This is a genomic window from Eggerthella hominis (assembly GCF_014287365.1).
Taxonomy (GTDB): Bacteria; Actinomycetota; Coriobacteriia; order Coriobacteriales; family Eggerthellaceae; genus Eggerthella; species Eggerthella guodeyinii.
In genome coordinates, this window is sequence record NZ_JACOOA010000001.1 from 118,695 (window position 1) to 131,353 (window position 12,659).

Here is a 12,659-nt window from a genome sequence, read left to right on the forward strand (position 1 = left end):
CGGCTGTGCGCTACTTCACGAGCAGGTAGACGATGTTGGCGAGCGCCCAGACGAAGAACAGCACGCAGTTGGCCTTCGCCAGCACGTTGAGCACCTTGTTCGACAGCTTCTCGCCCTTGATCAGCACGTCGGCGTTCAGCATCGAGAAGAAGAGTATCATGAGCGAGTAGCTGTTCATGTTGCCCTCATTGCCCGTGAGCAGCGAGTAGATGAAACCCGCCCACACGAACGGCAGCAAGACCAGCGTGATCGTCTGGAACAGGTTCGCATCCTGCCGCTTCCTCAGCTCAGGGTCTTTCCTCTGCTCGAACCAGCTTGCCGCCTGCCCGCTTGCAGGTGCTTCCAAATGCTCTTCAACCATGATGAAACGCTCCATTTCCAGATAGAGTATAGTGGGAAACCAAAGGTTGTTCGCTTGCAAGCAGGCCCATTGTAGCATAGTATCCATCATGGATATATGAGAGGAACGAAATGGCGAAGAAGAGCCCGTACGAGACGGGGGAGCTGTCCGACAGCATCTTCCTGATCCTGCTGGCTACGCTCGAGCCGGCGCACGGCTACCGCATCATGCAGGGCATCGAGGAGTCCACGCAGGGCGCGGTGAAGGTCGGGCCCGCCACCATGTACACGACGCTCAAGAAGCTCAAGGCGGCGGGCTGGATCGCCGAGATCGCGGAGACGGCGGAGGGCGAGAGCCGCATCCTGTACGCGGCCACCGACGAGGGCCGCGCGGTGCTGCAGCGCGATTTCGTTCGACGCAAGCGGCTGGTCGCCTTCGCGGAGGCCCGGCTGGGCGAGACGGGGGAGGAGAACCATGGCTAGGTACCGGTTGTGCGGCGGGTTGGCGATCATGCCCGATCACGACACGGCGATGCTCGCCGACATGAGCGCGCGGGGGTGGCACCTGAGCGGATTCTCGTGCGGGATCCTGTACCGCTTCGAGGAGGGCGAGCCGCATGCGTACGACTACGCGGTGGACTTCCAGCGCGACTTCTCGGCGGAGGCCGAGGAGCTGTACCGCATCGGGGGCTGGCAGCCCGTGGCGCTGGGCCCCTCGTGGCAGATCGTGCGGGCCGAGGCCGGCACCGTCCCGCTGTACACCGACGACGACGCCGAGGAGGAGACGCTCGGCGCGAGCCGGACGGGCTTGGGCTGGACGGCGCTCGTCTGCGCGCTTGCGTCTGCGGCGCTCTTCGCGCTTCAAGCCCGGCTCTCCGCGCAGGGCAACGAGCCGGGGTCGTGGGCGTGCCTCGCGCTGTGCGCGGCGTTCGCCGCCGGGTTCGTCTTCTCGTTCTTCCCCTTCGTCGGCTACACGCGCTCCTTGCGCGCGATCCGCGCCGAGCGCGAGGAGGATCCTCGCCGCTGACGTGCGGCCCCATTTGGGATACACTGTTCAGGCGACCAAGAAAGGAGTCCGCCATGGGATTCTTCGACCGAATAAGCGAGGGGCTCTCCCGCTCGCGCGACAAGTTCAAAGAGCAGATGAACGTGCTGCTCGACCGCGGCCCCGACCTCGACGAGGAGTTTTGGGACGGCCTCGAGGAGACGCTCATCCTGGCCGACGTCGGCGGGGCTGCGGCCACCGAGATCGTGGAGGGCCTGCGCGACCAAGCCACGCGCAAGGCGCTTCCCGACGCGTACGCGGTGCTCGACCTGCTGAACGACCAGATCGCCTCCACGTTCACGCCGGGCGGCGAGGACGTGCTGGGCGGCGGGCCCGCGCTCGTGCTGTTCGTGGGCATCAACGGCACCGGCAAGACCACCACGGTGGGCAAGCTGGCCAAGGAGGCGAACGACGCGGGCCGCACGGTGATCCTCGGCAGCGCCGACACGTTCCGCGCCGCGGCCATCGAGCAGCTCGAGGTGTGGGCGAAGCGCGCCGACGTCGAGGTGGTCACGCGCGAGCGCGGCAGCGACCCGGCCAGCGTGTGCTACGACACCATCGAGCGCGCCGAGAGCCGCGGGGCCGACCTCGTGCTCGTCGACACGGCGGGCCGCCTCCACACGTCGGCCGACCTCATGCGCGAGCTCGAGAAGGTGGTGAGCGTCGTGCGCAAGCGCTCGCAGCTGCCCGTGTACACCGTGCTCGTCACCGACGCGACCACCGGCCAGAACGGCCTGTCGCAGGCGCGCGAGTTCGACCGCGCGCTCGATCTGGACGGCGTGATCATCACGAAGCTCGACGGCACCGCCAAGGGCGGCATCGCGTTGGCCGTATCGCACGAGCTGGGGCTTCCCGTGCTCAAGATCGGCGTGGGCGAGGGGCTCGACGACCTCAAGGACTTCGACGCGCACGACTTCGCCCACGCGCTCGTCGGCGAGTTCGACGAGCGGGGATAGCATGGCGTTCGTCCAGGTCCACAGCGACCCCGACGTGTTCGAGGTGCGCGTGCCGTTCGAGAACATCTCCACGAGCGACACGAACTGCTTCATCGTGCAGGACGGCGACGACGCGCTGGTCATCGACACGGGCGCGCCGTCCGACGAGGGGTGCGCCATCCTCGATGCGGCCCTCGACGAGCTCGGCGTCGACCGCGCGCGGCTGCGCTTCTTCCTGACGCACCTGCACCTCGACCATGCGGGGCTCGTGGACCGCGTCGCCCTGCCGGGCGCGAAGCTCTACGTGAGCCCCGTGGACTTCGAGGCGGTGCGCGCCTCGCGCGCGGCCTCGTCCTACGATGCCGCGCGCCGCGCGTTCGTGGCCGAGGGCGTGTCGCCGTCCGACGCGTCCGGCTACGCCCGCTACGCCGTGGAGCCGCGCCTGTTCGACGCCTCGCGCCTCACGCTCGTGCCCTCGTGCGAGGGCGACGTCGTCGAGGTGGGGCGCTGGCGCTTGCGCGTGGTGGAGACGCCCGGCCACACGCCGGGGCACCTCGCGCTCTACGAGCCCGAATCGCGCATCCTGTTCGGCGGCGACCACGTGCTGTTCGTCATCTCGCCGAGCATCGCGCTGTTCCCGGGCGGCGCCGACGGGTTGCAAGCCTACCTCGACAGCCTCGCGAAGGTGCGCAGGCTCGGCGTCAAGCGGCTGTTCGTCTCGCATGGCGACGAACGCGACGATTTCGACGCGCGCATCGACTGGCTGGCCGCCCACCACCTCGAGCGGCTCGAGGAGACGCGGGGCATCGTGAGCGCGCAGCCGGGCCTGACGGGCGAAGGGGTCATCCGGGCCATCCGCTGGAACGTCCCGTTCGACACGTGGGAGGAGATATCCTTCGTGCAGCGCTGGTGCATCGTCACCGAGGGCGTCGTGATCCTCAACCATCTCGTCGACCGCGGCCTCGTCCGCCGCGAACCCGACGAAGCGGGCGTCAACCGGTACTTCTAGGCGGGAATCCCGCCTTCCCGCATGCAGTTGAAACGGTGAAGTTCGCTGCGCGGTGCACCGCTGCGGTATAATTCCCTCAAACAAGCTCATTCGCAACGTGATGGGAGCAACACACCATGCTCGAGAACCTTTCGACGCGCCTTCAGGGCATATTCAGCGGGCTGCGCGGCAAGGGCCGCCTGACCGAGGACGATATCAACGACGCCATGCGCGAGATCCGCATGGCGCTGCTCGAGGCGGACGTCAACTTCAAGGTGGTGAAGACGTTCGTCGCGCGCACGAAGGAGCGCTGCCTCGACGCCGAGGTGCTCGACTCGCTCACGCCGGCGCAGAACGTCATCAAGATCGTGCTCGACGAGCTCACCGAGCTTCTGGGCCGCACGGATTCCAAGCTCGTCCTGAGCAGCCGCATCCCCAACGTCGTCATGCTCGTGGGCCTGCAGGGCTCCGGCAAGACGACGGCCGCCGCGAAGCTGGCCTACCGCCTGAAGCAGGAGAACCACTCCCCGCTGCTCGTGGCCTGCGACGTGTACCGCCCCGCCGCGGCCGACCAGCTGGAGACGCTCGGCGCCGAGATCGGCGTGCGCGTGTACCGCGGCGACGGCCAGGACCCGGTGAAGATCGCGCAGGAGGGCATCCAGGACGCCATCGACAACCTGCGCGACGTGGTGATCGTCGACACGGCGGGCCGCCTGCACGTGGACGACGAGATGATGGACGAGGCCGAGAACATCAAGCGCGCCGTGAAGCCCGACCAGATCCTCATGGTGGTGGACGCGATGACCGGCCAGGACGTGGTGAACGTGGCCAGCGCGTTCTCCGAGCGCGTCGACTTCGACGGCGTCATCATGTCGAAGATGGACGGCGACGCCCGCGGCGGCGGCGCGCTGTCCATCAAGCAGGTCACCGGCAAGCCCATCAAGTTCATCAGCTCGGGCGAGAAGCCCGACTCGCTCGAGGAATTCCATCCCGACCGCATGGCGAAGCGCATCCTCGGCATGGGCGACGTGGTCAGCCTCATCGAAAGCGCCGTCAAGGTGCAGCAGGAGGAGATCGAGCAGGAGCAGACCGAGCGCATGATGCGCGCGAACCTCACGCTCAACGACTTCATCGACATGAACCGCCAGATCCGCAAGATGGGCGGCGTGTCGAAGCTGCTGTCCGCGCTGCCGGGCGGCGACAAGGCCATGGCGGCCGGCCAGGTGGACGAGGGCGCGTTCGACCACATGGAGGTCATCATCAACTCCATGACGAAGGCCGAGCGCGAGAAGCCCGACCTGCTGAACGGCTCGCGCCGCGCGCGCATCGCCGCGGGCGCGGGCGTGACCGTCTCGGACGTGAACCAGCTGATGAAGAAGTTCAACGAGACGAAGAAGATGATGAAGAAGATGATGCCCGCCGTGGAGGAGATGCAGGGCGGCAAAAAAGGCAAGAAGGGCAAGAAGGGCCGCCGCCGTCGCATGGGACTGCCCGGCGGCATGGGCGGCATGAGCATGGCCGACATCAAACGGCTCCAGGACATGATGGGCGAATAGGCATGATGCGGCGGCTTCGGGCCGCCGCTTTCGTCCGAGAGGGGTTTCGATGCGGGGGTGCGAGAGCAAGGAAGCGCTGATCGCCGAGATCCGGAGGACGGCCGCGCTGTTCGTCGCGGAGTTCGACGACGTGGCCGAGGCCGACGCCGACGAGCTGGCCGGTGTGGAAGTGGGTCCACACGAACACCGTCGCGCCGTTCAAATCGTTCCGCAGCAAGATCCGCACGTGGAAGAAGGCGCGATCCTAGCGGCGCCGAGCGCCCGCCCCGAAGGGCGGGTGCTTCCATGCGCGGGCGCGTCAGCGGACGTACACGCCTTTGAGGGCCTGGTCGAGGGTTACGGTCTGGCGCGCGCCGAACACGCGGTTGAGGTCGGCGCTGCGCACGAAGGCCTCGACGTCCTCGGCGCGCTCGTCGTCGGGCGTCCCGGCGTCCCGGGCGTCCTCGTCCCAGAACGCGTCCTCGTCGGCTTCCGGCTCGGCCGGTGCGTCGCCGTCGCTGTCGTCGGGCGCGATCGCCGCCCGGCGGTCGAGGCCGCGGTACAGCGTCCCGGCCGCGAAGGCGAGGAAGGCGAACGCCGCGTACGACGCGCAGCCCGACAGGACGGCGTTCGCGATGGCCAGCTCGTTGCCCTGCACGGGCACGCCCTTCGCCAGCTGCGCCGATACGTTCGCCCAGGTGGCGACAGCGGCGAGAACGAAGCAGGCGGTCAGGATGCCGCCGGCCGCGTACGAGGCGACGGCGAACGCGGGAACGGCGGGGCGCTTGCGGGCTTTCATGGACGGCTCCTTCTGCTCGAGGGGTTTCGGCGGGAGGCCGACCCGCCGGCGGGGACGACGTCCTCCTGGCTGACGACGCCCTTCTTCAACCGCAGCACGCAGTCGGCCTTGCGGGCCAGCTCGCGCGAGTGGGTGACCACCACCACGCACTTCTCCATCTTGTGGGCGCAGCTGCGCAGGATGCCGGTGATCTCGGCGGCGGTGTCCTCGTCGAGGTTGCCCGTGGGCTCGTCGGCCAGGATGACGGGCGCCTCCGAGGCCAGCGCGCGGGCGATGGCCACGCGCTGCTGCTGGCCGCCCGACAGCTTCAGCACGTTGCGGCGCGCCTCCTCGTCGGTCAGCCCCAGCTCCTCCAGCAGCGGGTAGGGCGACGAGCGCGTGATGAGCGCCACGTTCTCGGCCGGGGTGAGGTAGTCGATGAGGTTGAAGCTTTGGAAGACGAACGCCACGTGATGCTTGCGGTGCTCGGCGAGCCCCGTGCCGGCGATGTCCTCGCCGCCGAAGCGGACGGTGCCGCCGTCGGGCTCGTCGAGCCCGCCCATGAGGGACAGCAGCGTGGTCTTGCCGCAGCCGGACGGGCCGAGTATCGCGTAGAGCTTGCCCGGCTCGAGCGCCAGCGACACGTCGCGCAGCACGGGCTGTGCGGAGCCGTAGGAGTAGCGTACGTTCTCGAGTTCCATGAGGTGCATGACTGGTCCTTTCTAGCTCATCTTCGTGAGTATCTCTTTGGGCTTGAGGCGCAGCACCGGCAGCGCGGCCGCGGCCACCGAGCCGACGATGAGCACGCCGCCTGCCAGGTAGACGCCCGCGAGCGCCGCGGGGTCGATGACGACCTCGATCCTCGTCATGTCGCGGTTCTGCTCGAACCTCGGCGCCATCGAGGAGGAGTCGGCCACGCTCGTGCCGTCGAGGTTCTTGGGGCCCGCAGGTTCCGATCCGCCCAGGTCGCCCGCCTGCTCGGTGGCGTAGTCGAGCAGCTGCGCGGCCGCCGTCTGGGCCACGAGCCCGCTCGTGAAGTACGAGGCGCCGAACGCGAGCACGGCCACGAGGGCGATCTCGACGAGGTACTGCGCCACGATGGCCCGCTTGGTCACGCCGAGCGACAGCAGCACGCCGCTTTCGTGGATGCGCTCGCGCACCCGGCCGGCCAGCACGAGGTAGAGGATGATGGCGCCGATGACCACCATGACCGCGATGAGCCCGGTCATGAGGCTGTCCATGTTCTCGAGCGGCTCGATGACGGAATCGACGCTGCCCGTGTCCACGTCCACGGCGAAGTCGGTGGGATCGAGGCCGTCGAGGTTCTTCACCTCCTCGACGATGCGGTTCACCTCCGCGGGGTCGTCCACGTGGAAGTCCACGCGCTCGTAGCTTTCGCCGCCCGTCTCGGGGCGCACGTGCTGGATGACCTCGAGCGAGGTGAACACCGCGTTGTCGATGGACCAGTTGCTCATGACGGCGCTCGCCTTGGCGGTGGCCTCGTAGAGCCCCACGATCTCGACGTCGATCTTCGTGTCCTCGGGATCGATGCCGTTCATCTGCGCCTTCGTCTCGCTCTGCTGCAGGGTGATCGTGTCGCCCACCGCGAGGCCGTTCTTCTCGGCCAGTTCCTTGCTGATGAGCGCCTTGCCGGTCTCGCCGTGCTCGAGGTGCCGTCCGTCCACGAGCTTGAGGAAGCCCTGGGCGAAGTAGGCGTCGAACGCGGTGTCGGTGGCGCCGAAGGCGGTGGAGGTCTTGTTCATGTCGCCCGACGAGGCCAGCATCGCGCCCAGCCCGCCGCCGTCCTCCGTGTCCGATTCGACGAGGTCGAGGTAGGCCCCTTGCTTCTTCATGAGCAGGGTGGACTGGTAGGAGGCGTTGTAGCCCTTGATGCCGTCCACGCTGCCCATGATGCGGTCGGCCAGCTCCTTCGTGATGGGCTCGCCGCGATAGAACCCCTTCGAGCCGTTCGATCCCTGCTGGACCGACTCCCATTTGCTCGCGTCGCTCGTGTTCTGCTTGAGGGCGAACGAACCGCCCAGCGCCTCGCGCACGTTGAGCTGCGCGGTTTGCGCCGCCTGCTTGATGGCCAGCCCCGACAACGCCATCGTGGCGATGACGAGCAGCAGCAGGAACAGGATGAGCGTCTTGCCCCGCTTGCGCGTCAGGTACAGCAGGGCGCGTTTGCCAAGTCCCATGGCAGACTCCTTTCTGATCGGTGGAATTCCACTATCGACCAGGAAGGCTCGGCTCCGATTGAGCGTCGGTATAGATTCGGTTTAGATGCCGCGGCCCTTGGGGAAGCGCGCCCGGAACGTGACGCGGTCGTCCGCGCTGTCGAGCGCGAAGCGGATGCCGTAGCGGTCGAACGCCGCCTTCGCGATGTAGAGCCCGAGGCCGCTGCCGCCCGTCGCCCGGCTGCGCGACGTCTCGGCGCGGTAGAACGGCTCGAAGGCGCGGGCCAGCTCGTCGTCGGAGAGCTCGACGCCCGTGTTCTCCACGACGAGCGTCCCGTCGGCGAGGCGGACGGACACCTGCGCGCCGGGCGGCGAGTACGTCACGGCGTTGCCGACGACGTTCGCCAGCGCCCTGGCCACGAGCGTGCGGTTCGCCCGCACGATGGCGTCGCCCTGCACGTCGGCGTCGAACGCGAGCCCCCGCTCGGCCGCCCGCGGCGCCCACGCGTCGACGGCCTCCTGCACGAGCGCGGCCGCCGAGACGTCCTCGCAGGCGCGGTCGATGTCGTCGGCCTCCATGCCGGCGACGAGCACGATCTCGCCGACGAGCCCTTCGAGGCGCTCGGCGGTCTCGAGCGCCTCCGGCAGGTGCTTGTCGCGGTCGGCGAAGTCGCCGATGCCGTACAGCATGCACTCGATCTGGGCCTTGAGGGCGCACAGGGGCGTCTTCAGCTCGTGGGACACGGCGGCGAAGAAGTCGCGGCGCTGCCGCTCGGCGCGCTTGGCATCGGCCACGTCGGCGACGAGCCGGTTGATGATGCGGCTCACGCCCCAGGCCACGAGCACGGCCGCGGCGAGGATGGCCGCGACGACGGCGGGCAGCATGCTCCAGAACGCTGAGGGCAGCTCGCCGGCGGCGGACAGGTCGGCCACGATGGTGAGGTAGCCGCTGTCCTGGTCGGCGAACCGCACGTTGGTCGACAGGGCGACGGCCGATTCGCTTGCCGCGTCCGGCTCGGTGCCGAAACGGGACGTGTCGTTGCCCACCACGAGCACGGCGGTGGCGCTGTTCTCGATGCAGAAGTCGTAGATGGGTTGGGCCGCATCGGCGTAGGGCGTTTCGGCGAGCTGCGCGCCGAGCGCGTCGAGGCGCTCGTGCACGCGCGATGTGGCCACGCTCTCGTAGCTGGCGGGCAGCGCCACGGCCACGAGCGCGTAGATGAGCGCGCTCGTCAGCGCGAGGGCGGCGGCCACGGCCAGGAACACCCTGAGGCCGAGCCGGTGCCGGCGGGCCTTGTCGTCGAGGCGCCCCCTACGCCGTTCCAAGCTTGTACCCGATCCCCCGGACGGTGGCCACGAGGCCGGCGCCGAGCTTCTTGCGGATGTTCATGACGTGGATGTTGACGATCTTCGGATCGCTGGCGAACTCGTAGTGCCACACGAGGGCCAGCAGCTCGTCGCGCGTGTACGCGCGGCCGGGGTGGGCGAGCAGCAGCTCGAGCACGTCGAACTCGGTGCGGGTGAGCTCCACGGGCCTCCCGCCGCGGCTCACCGTGCGCCCGGCGGGGTCGAGCGTCACGTCGCCGCAGCGCAGCAGGCCGTCGGCGCCGTCGGCCGGGGCGTGCGCCGCCCGGCGCAGCAGGGCCTCGGCGCGTCGCAGCACCACCTTCACGGAGAACGGCTTCGTCACGTAGTCGTCGGCCAGAAGCTCGAAGCCGCGCAGCTCGTCGGCCTCGGCGCCGAGCGCCGTGAGCATCATGATGGGGACGTCGGATTCCTGGCGGATGAGCTCGCACACGGCGAAGCCGTCGATCTTCGGCAGCATGAGGTCGAGCACGACGAGGTCGCAGGGCTGGGCGCGGAACGCCGCGACGCCCTCCATCCCGTCGGCGGCGAGCGTCGCGTCGTGGCCCGCGCTCTTGAACACCTCCGCGAGCACGGTGCGGATGGCGGGTTCGTCTTCGATGATCAGCATGTGGGCCATGGGGCACCTCCTGCGCGCATGGTAGCACAGCCTCTCGCGGCGGCGCCCGAACGACACAGGTTCTGCGAACGGCGCCGCGGTTCGCGCGGGCGGGCGGCGCGGTCCTTGCTACAATGGAGCCGTCCCCGGCCGATGCGGGCGGGGCCGACGCGAGAAGGGGAGCGCGATGCCGAGCATACTCATAGTCGACGACGATGCGGACCTGTCCGCCATCGTGGCGCGCTACCTCGAAAGCGAGGGGTTCGCCGTCGTGCGCGCCGCGAGCGCCGAGGAGGCCTACGACGTGCTGGGCGCGCGCCCGTTCGACCTCGTGCTGCTCGACATCAACCTGCCGGGCGACGACGGGTTCGCGGCGTGCGCGGCGCTCAGGCGCGCGAGCGACGTGCCCATCGTGTTCGCGTCGGCGCGCACGAGCGAGACGGACCGCATCGTCGGGCTCGACACGGGCGGCGACGACTACCTGCCGAAGCCCTACTCGCTGCGCGAGCTGCTCGCCCACGTGAACGCGCTGCTCAGGCGCTCGCAGGGGCGCGCGGGATGCGCGGGGAGGCCGCGCGTCGCGGGGCCGTTCGCCCTCGACGAGGACGCTGGGACGCTCGCGAAGGACGGCGAGGCCGTGGCCCTGTCGCCCAAGGAGTTCGCGCTCGCCCGCTTCCTGATCGCGCACGAGGGCGAGACCGTGTCGAAGGAGCGCCTGCTGGCCGAGGTGTGGGGCGCGTTCTCGGAGGTGGAGCCGCAGACGGTGTCGGTGCACATGAGCTGGCTGCGCGCGAAGGTGGAGGACGACCCCTCCCGCCCGGTTCACTTCAAGACCGTGCGGGGGCGGGGCTACCGCTTCGACGCGGCGGGCGGCGCGTCGTGATGCGCCCGGCTGCGCGCGAGGCGCGCGCCATCCGGCGGCGCCTGCTGGCCTGCGCGCTGGCCGCCTCGCTCGCGCTCGTCGTCGTCGCGCTCGTCGCGACGGCGGCGCTCGCGCAGGACGACGCGGCGGCGCAGGTGCGCGAAAGCGTCGTGGCGCTCAACGAGGCGCGCGCCGCGCTGGCCGCCGAGGCGGAGCCTGCGGTCGCCGACCGGGCGCTGGCCGAGGCGCAGGAGACGCTGCGCCGGGCGGCCGACGCGAAGAGCTCCCTCCCGCTCGCGCTCGCGTGGGCCGTGTGCGCGGCGGGCGTCGCCCTCGTCTGGAGCGTGACGGCCTACCTGTACCTGAGCGTCGTGCGCCCGTTCTCGCGGCTCGAGGCGTTCGCCGACGAGGTGGCCCGCGGCAACCTCGACCTGCCGCTCGCCTACGAGCGCAGCAACCCGTTCGGACGTTTCACCTGGGCGTTCGACAACATGCGCAAGGAGATCAAGCGCGCCCGCGCCGCGGAGGCCGAGGCGCTCGAGCAGAGCAAGACCACGGTGGCCGCGCTGTCGCACGACATCAAGACGCCCATCGCGTCCATCCGCGCCTACTCCGAGGCGCTCGAGCTGGGCCTCGCGCGCGACGAGACGGAGCGCGCCGGCTACGCGCGCACCATCGCGCGCAAGTGCGACGAGGTGACGGCGCTCACCGACGACCTGTTCCTGCACGCCCTTGCCGAGCTCGACCGCATCGCGGTGTCGTGCGAGGACGCGCCCATCGACCGCGCCGTCGCCCGGGCGGCCGCCGACTTCGGCGTCGACGGCACCGTGGTGCTGGGACGCCTCGATCGCGCGGTCGTCGCGCACGATCCCAAGCGCCTCGTCGAGGCGCTCGAGAACCTCGTGGCGAACGCGCGCAAGTACGCGCCCGGGTCGACCGTCGAGGTGAGCGGTCGCGCGGAGGGCGGCGCCTACCGCATCGAGGTGCGCGACTTCGGGGACGGCGTCGCGCCCGAGGACCTGCCGTTCGCGTTCGACCGCTTCTACCGCGGCGCCAACGCGCAGGGCACGCCGGGCGCGGGCCTCGGCCTGTTCATCGTCCGCTACCTCGTCGAGCAGATGGGCGGCTCCGTGCGCCTCGAGAACGCCGAGCCGGGATTGCGCGTCGGGATAGAATTCCCCCTCGAGCCTTAAGGACTCCTTAATGTCGGCGCGGCTACGATGGCTTCCAGAGACGAACCGATCCGAGAGGCTGTCATGAAACCATCCATCATCGAGGCCGAGAAGCTCTCGAAGAGCTACGCGGCCGACGGCGTGCAGGCGCACGTGCTGAGCGCCATCGACCTGGCGCTGTACGAAGGCGACTTCACCGCCGTCATGGGGCCGTCGGGCTCCGGCAAGTCGACGCTGCTCTACTGCCTGTCGGGCATGGACGCCCCCACGGCGGGCGACGTGCGCTATCGCGGCGGCAGCATCGCGAAGCTGCGCGAGCGCGACATGGCCGAGCTGCGCGCCCAGCGCTTCGGGTTCGTGTTCCAGCAGGCGCACCTCGTGTCGAACCTCACGCTGTTCGAGAACGTGGCCGTGCCCGGCTACCTCAAGGAGGGCCGCTCGACGGCCGACACGCGCGCGGCGGCGGGGGCGCTCATCGAGCGCATGGGCCTCGCGCCCGACGCGCACCACCTGCCGAGCCAGACCTCGGGCGGCCAGCAGCAGCGCTGCGCCGTGGCGCGCAGCGTGGTGAACGATCCCGACATCGTGTTCGCCGACGAGCCCACCGGCGCCCTCAACCGCGCGAACACCCTCGAGGTGCTCGCGCTCCTGTGCGAGCTGAACGCGAACGGCCAGTCCATCTGCATGGTCACCCACGACGTGCAGTGCGCCGTGCGCGCGAACCGCATCCTCTACCTGGAGGACGGCGCCGTGTGCGGCGAGCTCGACCTGCCCCGTTGGCGGGCGGACGGCGACGCCGCCTGCCTCAGAGCGCGCGAGGCCCAGGTGAACGCCTGGCTGTCGTCGCTTTCCTGGTAAGGGGGCT

Annotated in this window: 14 protein-coding genes and 1 pseudogene; 9 read left to right on the forward strand and 6 right to left on the reverse strand. The window is 69.6% G+C overall.

Features of this window, described 5'->3' with window-relative positions; genetic code table 11:
* Positions 1-10: 10 nt before the first annotated feature.
* Positions 11-361, reverse strand: coding sequence for a hypothetical protein (locus H8S61_RS00550; RefSeq protein WP_160941765.1), 351 nt, complete (start codon positions 359-361; stop codon positions 11-13).
* A 110-nt stretch (positions 362-471) separates the two neighbouring features.
* Between H8S61_RS00550 and H8S61_RS00555 the strand changes: the two genes are divergently transcribed.
* The 6 genes and pseudogenes from H8S61_RS00555 to H8S61_RS00580 form a co-directional block, all read left to right on the forward strand.
* A complete protein-coding gene (locus H8S61_RS00555) occupies positions 472-822 on the forward strand; it encodes a PadR family transcriptional regulator (protein ID WP_160941764.1) in 351 nt (116 codons plus the stop codon).
* Complete coding sequence (locus H8S61_RS00560; protein WP_186937562.1) at positions 815-1,366, forward strand: DUF2812 domain-containing protein; 552 nt, start codon at positions 815-817, stop codon at positions 1,364-1,366. Before H8S61_RS00555 ends, H8S61_RS00560 begins: the two co-directional genes overlap by 8 nt.
* Positions 1,367-1,419: 53 nt before the next feature.
* Positions 1,420-2,340 carry a signal recognition particle-docking protein FtsY gene (ftsY, locus tag H8S61_RS00565; protein ID WP_154334000.1) on the forward strand — a complete coding sequence of 307 codons (921 nt, stop codon included), beginning with the start codon at positions 1,420-1,422 and terminating at the stop codon, positions 2,338-2,340.
* A gap of 1 nt (position 2,341) precedes the next feature.
* Positions 2,342-3,328, forward strand: a complete 987-nt coding sequence (locus H8S61_RS00570) for an MBL fold metallo-hydrolase (protein ID WP_186937564.1) — start codon at positions 2,342-2,344, stop codon at positions 3,326-3,328.
* Between the two features lie 116 nt (positions 3,329-3,444).
* On the forward strand, positions 3,445-4,863 hold the full coding sequence (ffh, locus tag H8S61_RS00575; RefSeq protein WP_154333993.1) for a signal recognition particle protein: 1,419 nt from the start codon (positions 3,445-3,447) through the stop codon (positions 4,861-4,863).
* A 143-nt stretch (positions 4,864-5,006) separates the two neighbouring features.
* A pseudogene (locus H8S61_RS00580) lies at positions 5,007-5,111 on the forward strand (ClbS/DfsB family four-helix bundle protein); the annotation flags it as partial.
* A gap of 50 nt (positions 5,112-5,161) precedes the next feature.
* Here H8S61_RS00580 and H8S61_RS00585 read toward each other — a convergent pair.
* The 5 genes from H8S61_RS00585 to H8S61_RS00605 all read right to left on the reverse strand — a co-directional run bounded on the left by H8S61_RS00585 (position 5,162) and on the right by H8S61_RS00605 (position 9,781).
* Positions 5,162-5,641 (reverse strand): hypothetical protein, encoded by a 480-nt coding sequence (locus H8S61_RS00585; protein ID WP_186937566.1) that lies wholly within the window; start codon positions 5,639-5,641, stop codon positions 5,162-5,164.
* Positions 5,638-6,330, reverse strand: a complete 693-nt coding sequence (locus tag H8S61_RS00590; protein WP_186937568.1) for an ABC transporter ATP-binding protein — start codon at positions 6,328-6,330, stop codon at positions 5,638-5,640. Before H8S61_RS00590 ends, H8S61_RS00585 begins: the two co-directional genes overlap by 4 nt.
* A gap of 12 nt (positions 6,331-6,342) precedes the next feature.
* Positions 6,343-7,818: an ABC transporter permease gene (locus tag H8S61_RS00595; protein WP_186937570.1), complete on the reverse strand. Its 1,476-nt coding sequence runs from the start codon at positions 7,816-7,818 to the stop codon at positions 6,343-6,345.
* Positions 7,819-7,899: 81 nt separating this feature from the next.
* The gene (locus H8S61_RS00600) at positions 7,900-9,123 is read right to left on the reverse strand and encodes a sensor histidine kinase (protein ID WP_186937571.1); all 1,224 of its coding nucleotides are present in this window, start codon (positions 9,121-9,123) and stop codon (positions 7,900-7,902) included.
* A complete protein-coding gene (locus H8S61_RS00605; protein ID WP_186937573.1) occupies positions 9,110-9,781 on the reverse strand; it encodes a response regulator transcription factor in 672 nt (223 codons plus the stop codon). The genes H8S61_RS00600 and H8S61_RS00605 overlap by 14 nt, the downstream gene beginning before the upstream one ends.
* A gap of 166 nt (positions 9,782-9,947) precedes the next feature.
* On the opposite strand from H8S61_RS00605, the gene H8S61_RS00610 reads away from it, so the two are divergent.
* The 3 genes from H8S61_RS00610 (at position 9,948) to H8S61_RS00620 (ending at position 12,652) form a co-directional block, all read left to right on the forward strand.
* Positions 9,948-10,643 carry a response regulator transcription factor gene (locus tag H8S61_RS00610; protein ID WP_160941751.1) on the forward strand — a complete coding sequence of 232 codons (696 nt, stop codon included), beginning with the start codon at positions 9,948-9,950 and terminating at the stop codon, positions 10,641-10,643.
* A complete protein-coding gene (locus tag H8S61_RS00615; RefSeq protein ID WP_255466426.1) occupies positions 10,643-11,815 on the forward strand; it encodes a sensor histidine kinase in 1,173 nt (390 codons plus the stop codon). The genes H8S61_RS00610 and H8S61_RS00615 overlap by 1 nt, the downstream gene beginning before the upstream one ends.
* A gap of 63 nt (positions 11,816-11,878) precedes the next feature.
* Positions 11,879-12,652 (forward strand): ABC transporter ATP-binding protein, encoded by a 774-nt coding sequence (locus H8S61_RS00620; protein WP_186937577.1) that lies wholly within the window; start codon positions 11,879-11,881, stop codon positions 12,650-12,652.
* The last annotated feature ends 7 nt before the right edge of the window (positions 12,653-12,659 follow it).

Excerpts from the sequence above, each read along its gene's own strand:
- H8S61_RS00560 (WP_186937562.1), top strand. The coding sequence starts at position 815 with ATGGCTAGGTACCGGTTGTGCGGCGGGTTGGCGATCATGCCCGATCAC.
- H8S61_RS00550 (WP_160941765.1), bottom strand. The coding sequence starts at position 361 with ATGGTTGAAGAGCATTTGGAAGCACCTGCAAGCGGGCAGGCGGCAAGC.
- H8S61_RS00555 (WP_160941764.1), top strand. The coding sequence starts at position 472 with ATGGCGAAGAAGAGCCCGTACGAGACGGGGGAGCTGTCCGACAGCATC.
- H8S61_RS00585 (WP_186937566.1), bottom strand. The coding sequence starts at position 5,641 with ATGAAAGCCCGCAAGCGCCCCGCCGTTCCCGCGTTCGCCGTCGCCTCG.
- ffh (WP_154333993.1), top strand. The coding sequence starts at position 3,445 with ATGCTCGAGAACCTTTCGACGCGCCTTCAGGGCATATTCAGCGGGCTG.
- H8S61_RS00620 (WP_186937577.1), top strand. The coding sequence starts at position 11,879 with ATGAAACCATCCATCATCGAGGCCGAGAAGCTCTCGAAGAGCTACGCG.
- H8S61_RS00605 (WP_186937573.1), bottom strand. The coding sequence starts at position 9,781 with ATGGCCCACATGCTGATCATCGAAGACGAACCCGCCATCCGCACCGTG.
- H8S61_RS00615 (WP_255466426.1), top strand. The coding sequence starts at position 10,643 with ATGCGCCCGGCTGCGCGCGAGGCGCGCGCCATCCGGCGGCGCCTGCTG.
- H8S61_RS00610 (WP_160941751.1), top strand. The coding sequence starts at position 9,948 with ATGCCGAGCATACTCATAGTCGACGACGATGCGGACCTGTCCGCCATC.
- H8S61_RS00595 (WP_186937570.1), bottom strand. The coding sequence starts at position 7,818 with ATGGGACTTGGCAAACGCGCCCTGCTGTACCTGACGCGCAAGCGGGGC.
- ftsY (WP_154334000.1), top strand. The coding sequence starts at position 1,420 with ATGGGATTCTTCGACCGAATAAGCGAGGGGCTCTCCCGCTCGCGCGAC.
- H8S61_RS00590 (WP_186937568.1), bottom strand. The coding sequence starts at position 6,330 with ATGCACCTCATGGAACTCGAGAACGTACGCTACTCCTACGGCTCCGCA.
- H8S61_RS00570 (WP_186937564.1), top strand. The coding sequence starts at position 2,342 with ATGGCGTTCGTCCAGGTCCACAGCGACCCCGACGTGTTCGAGGTGCGC.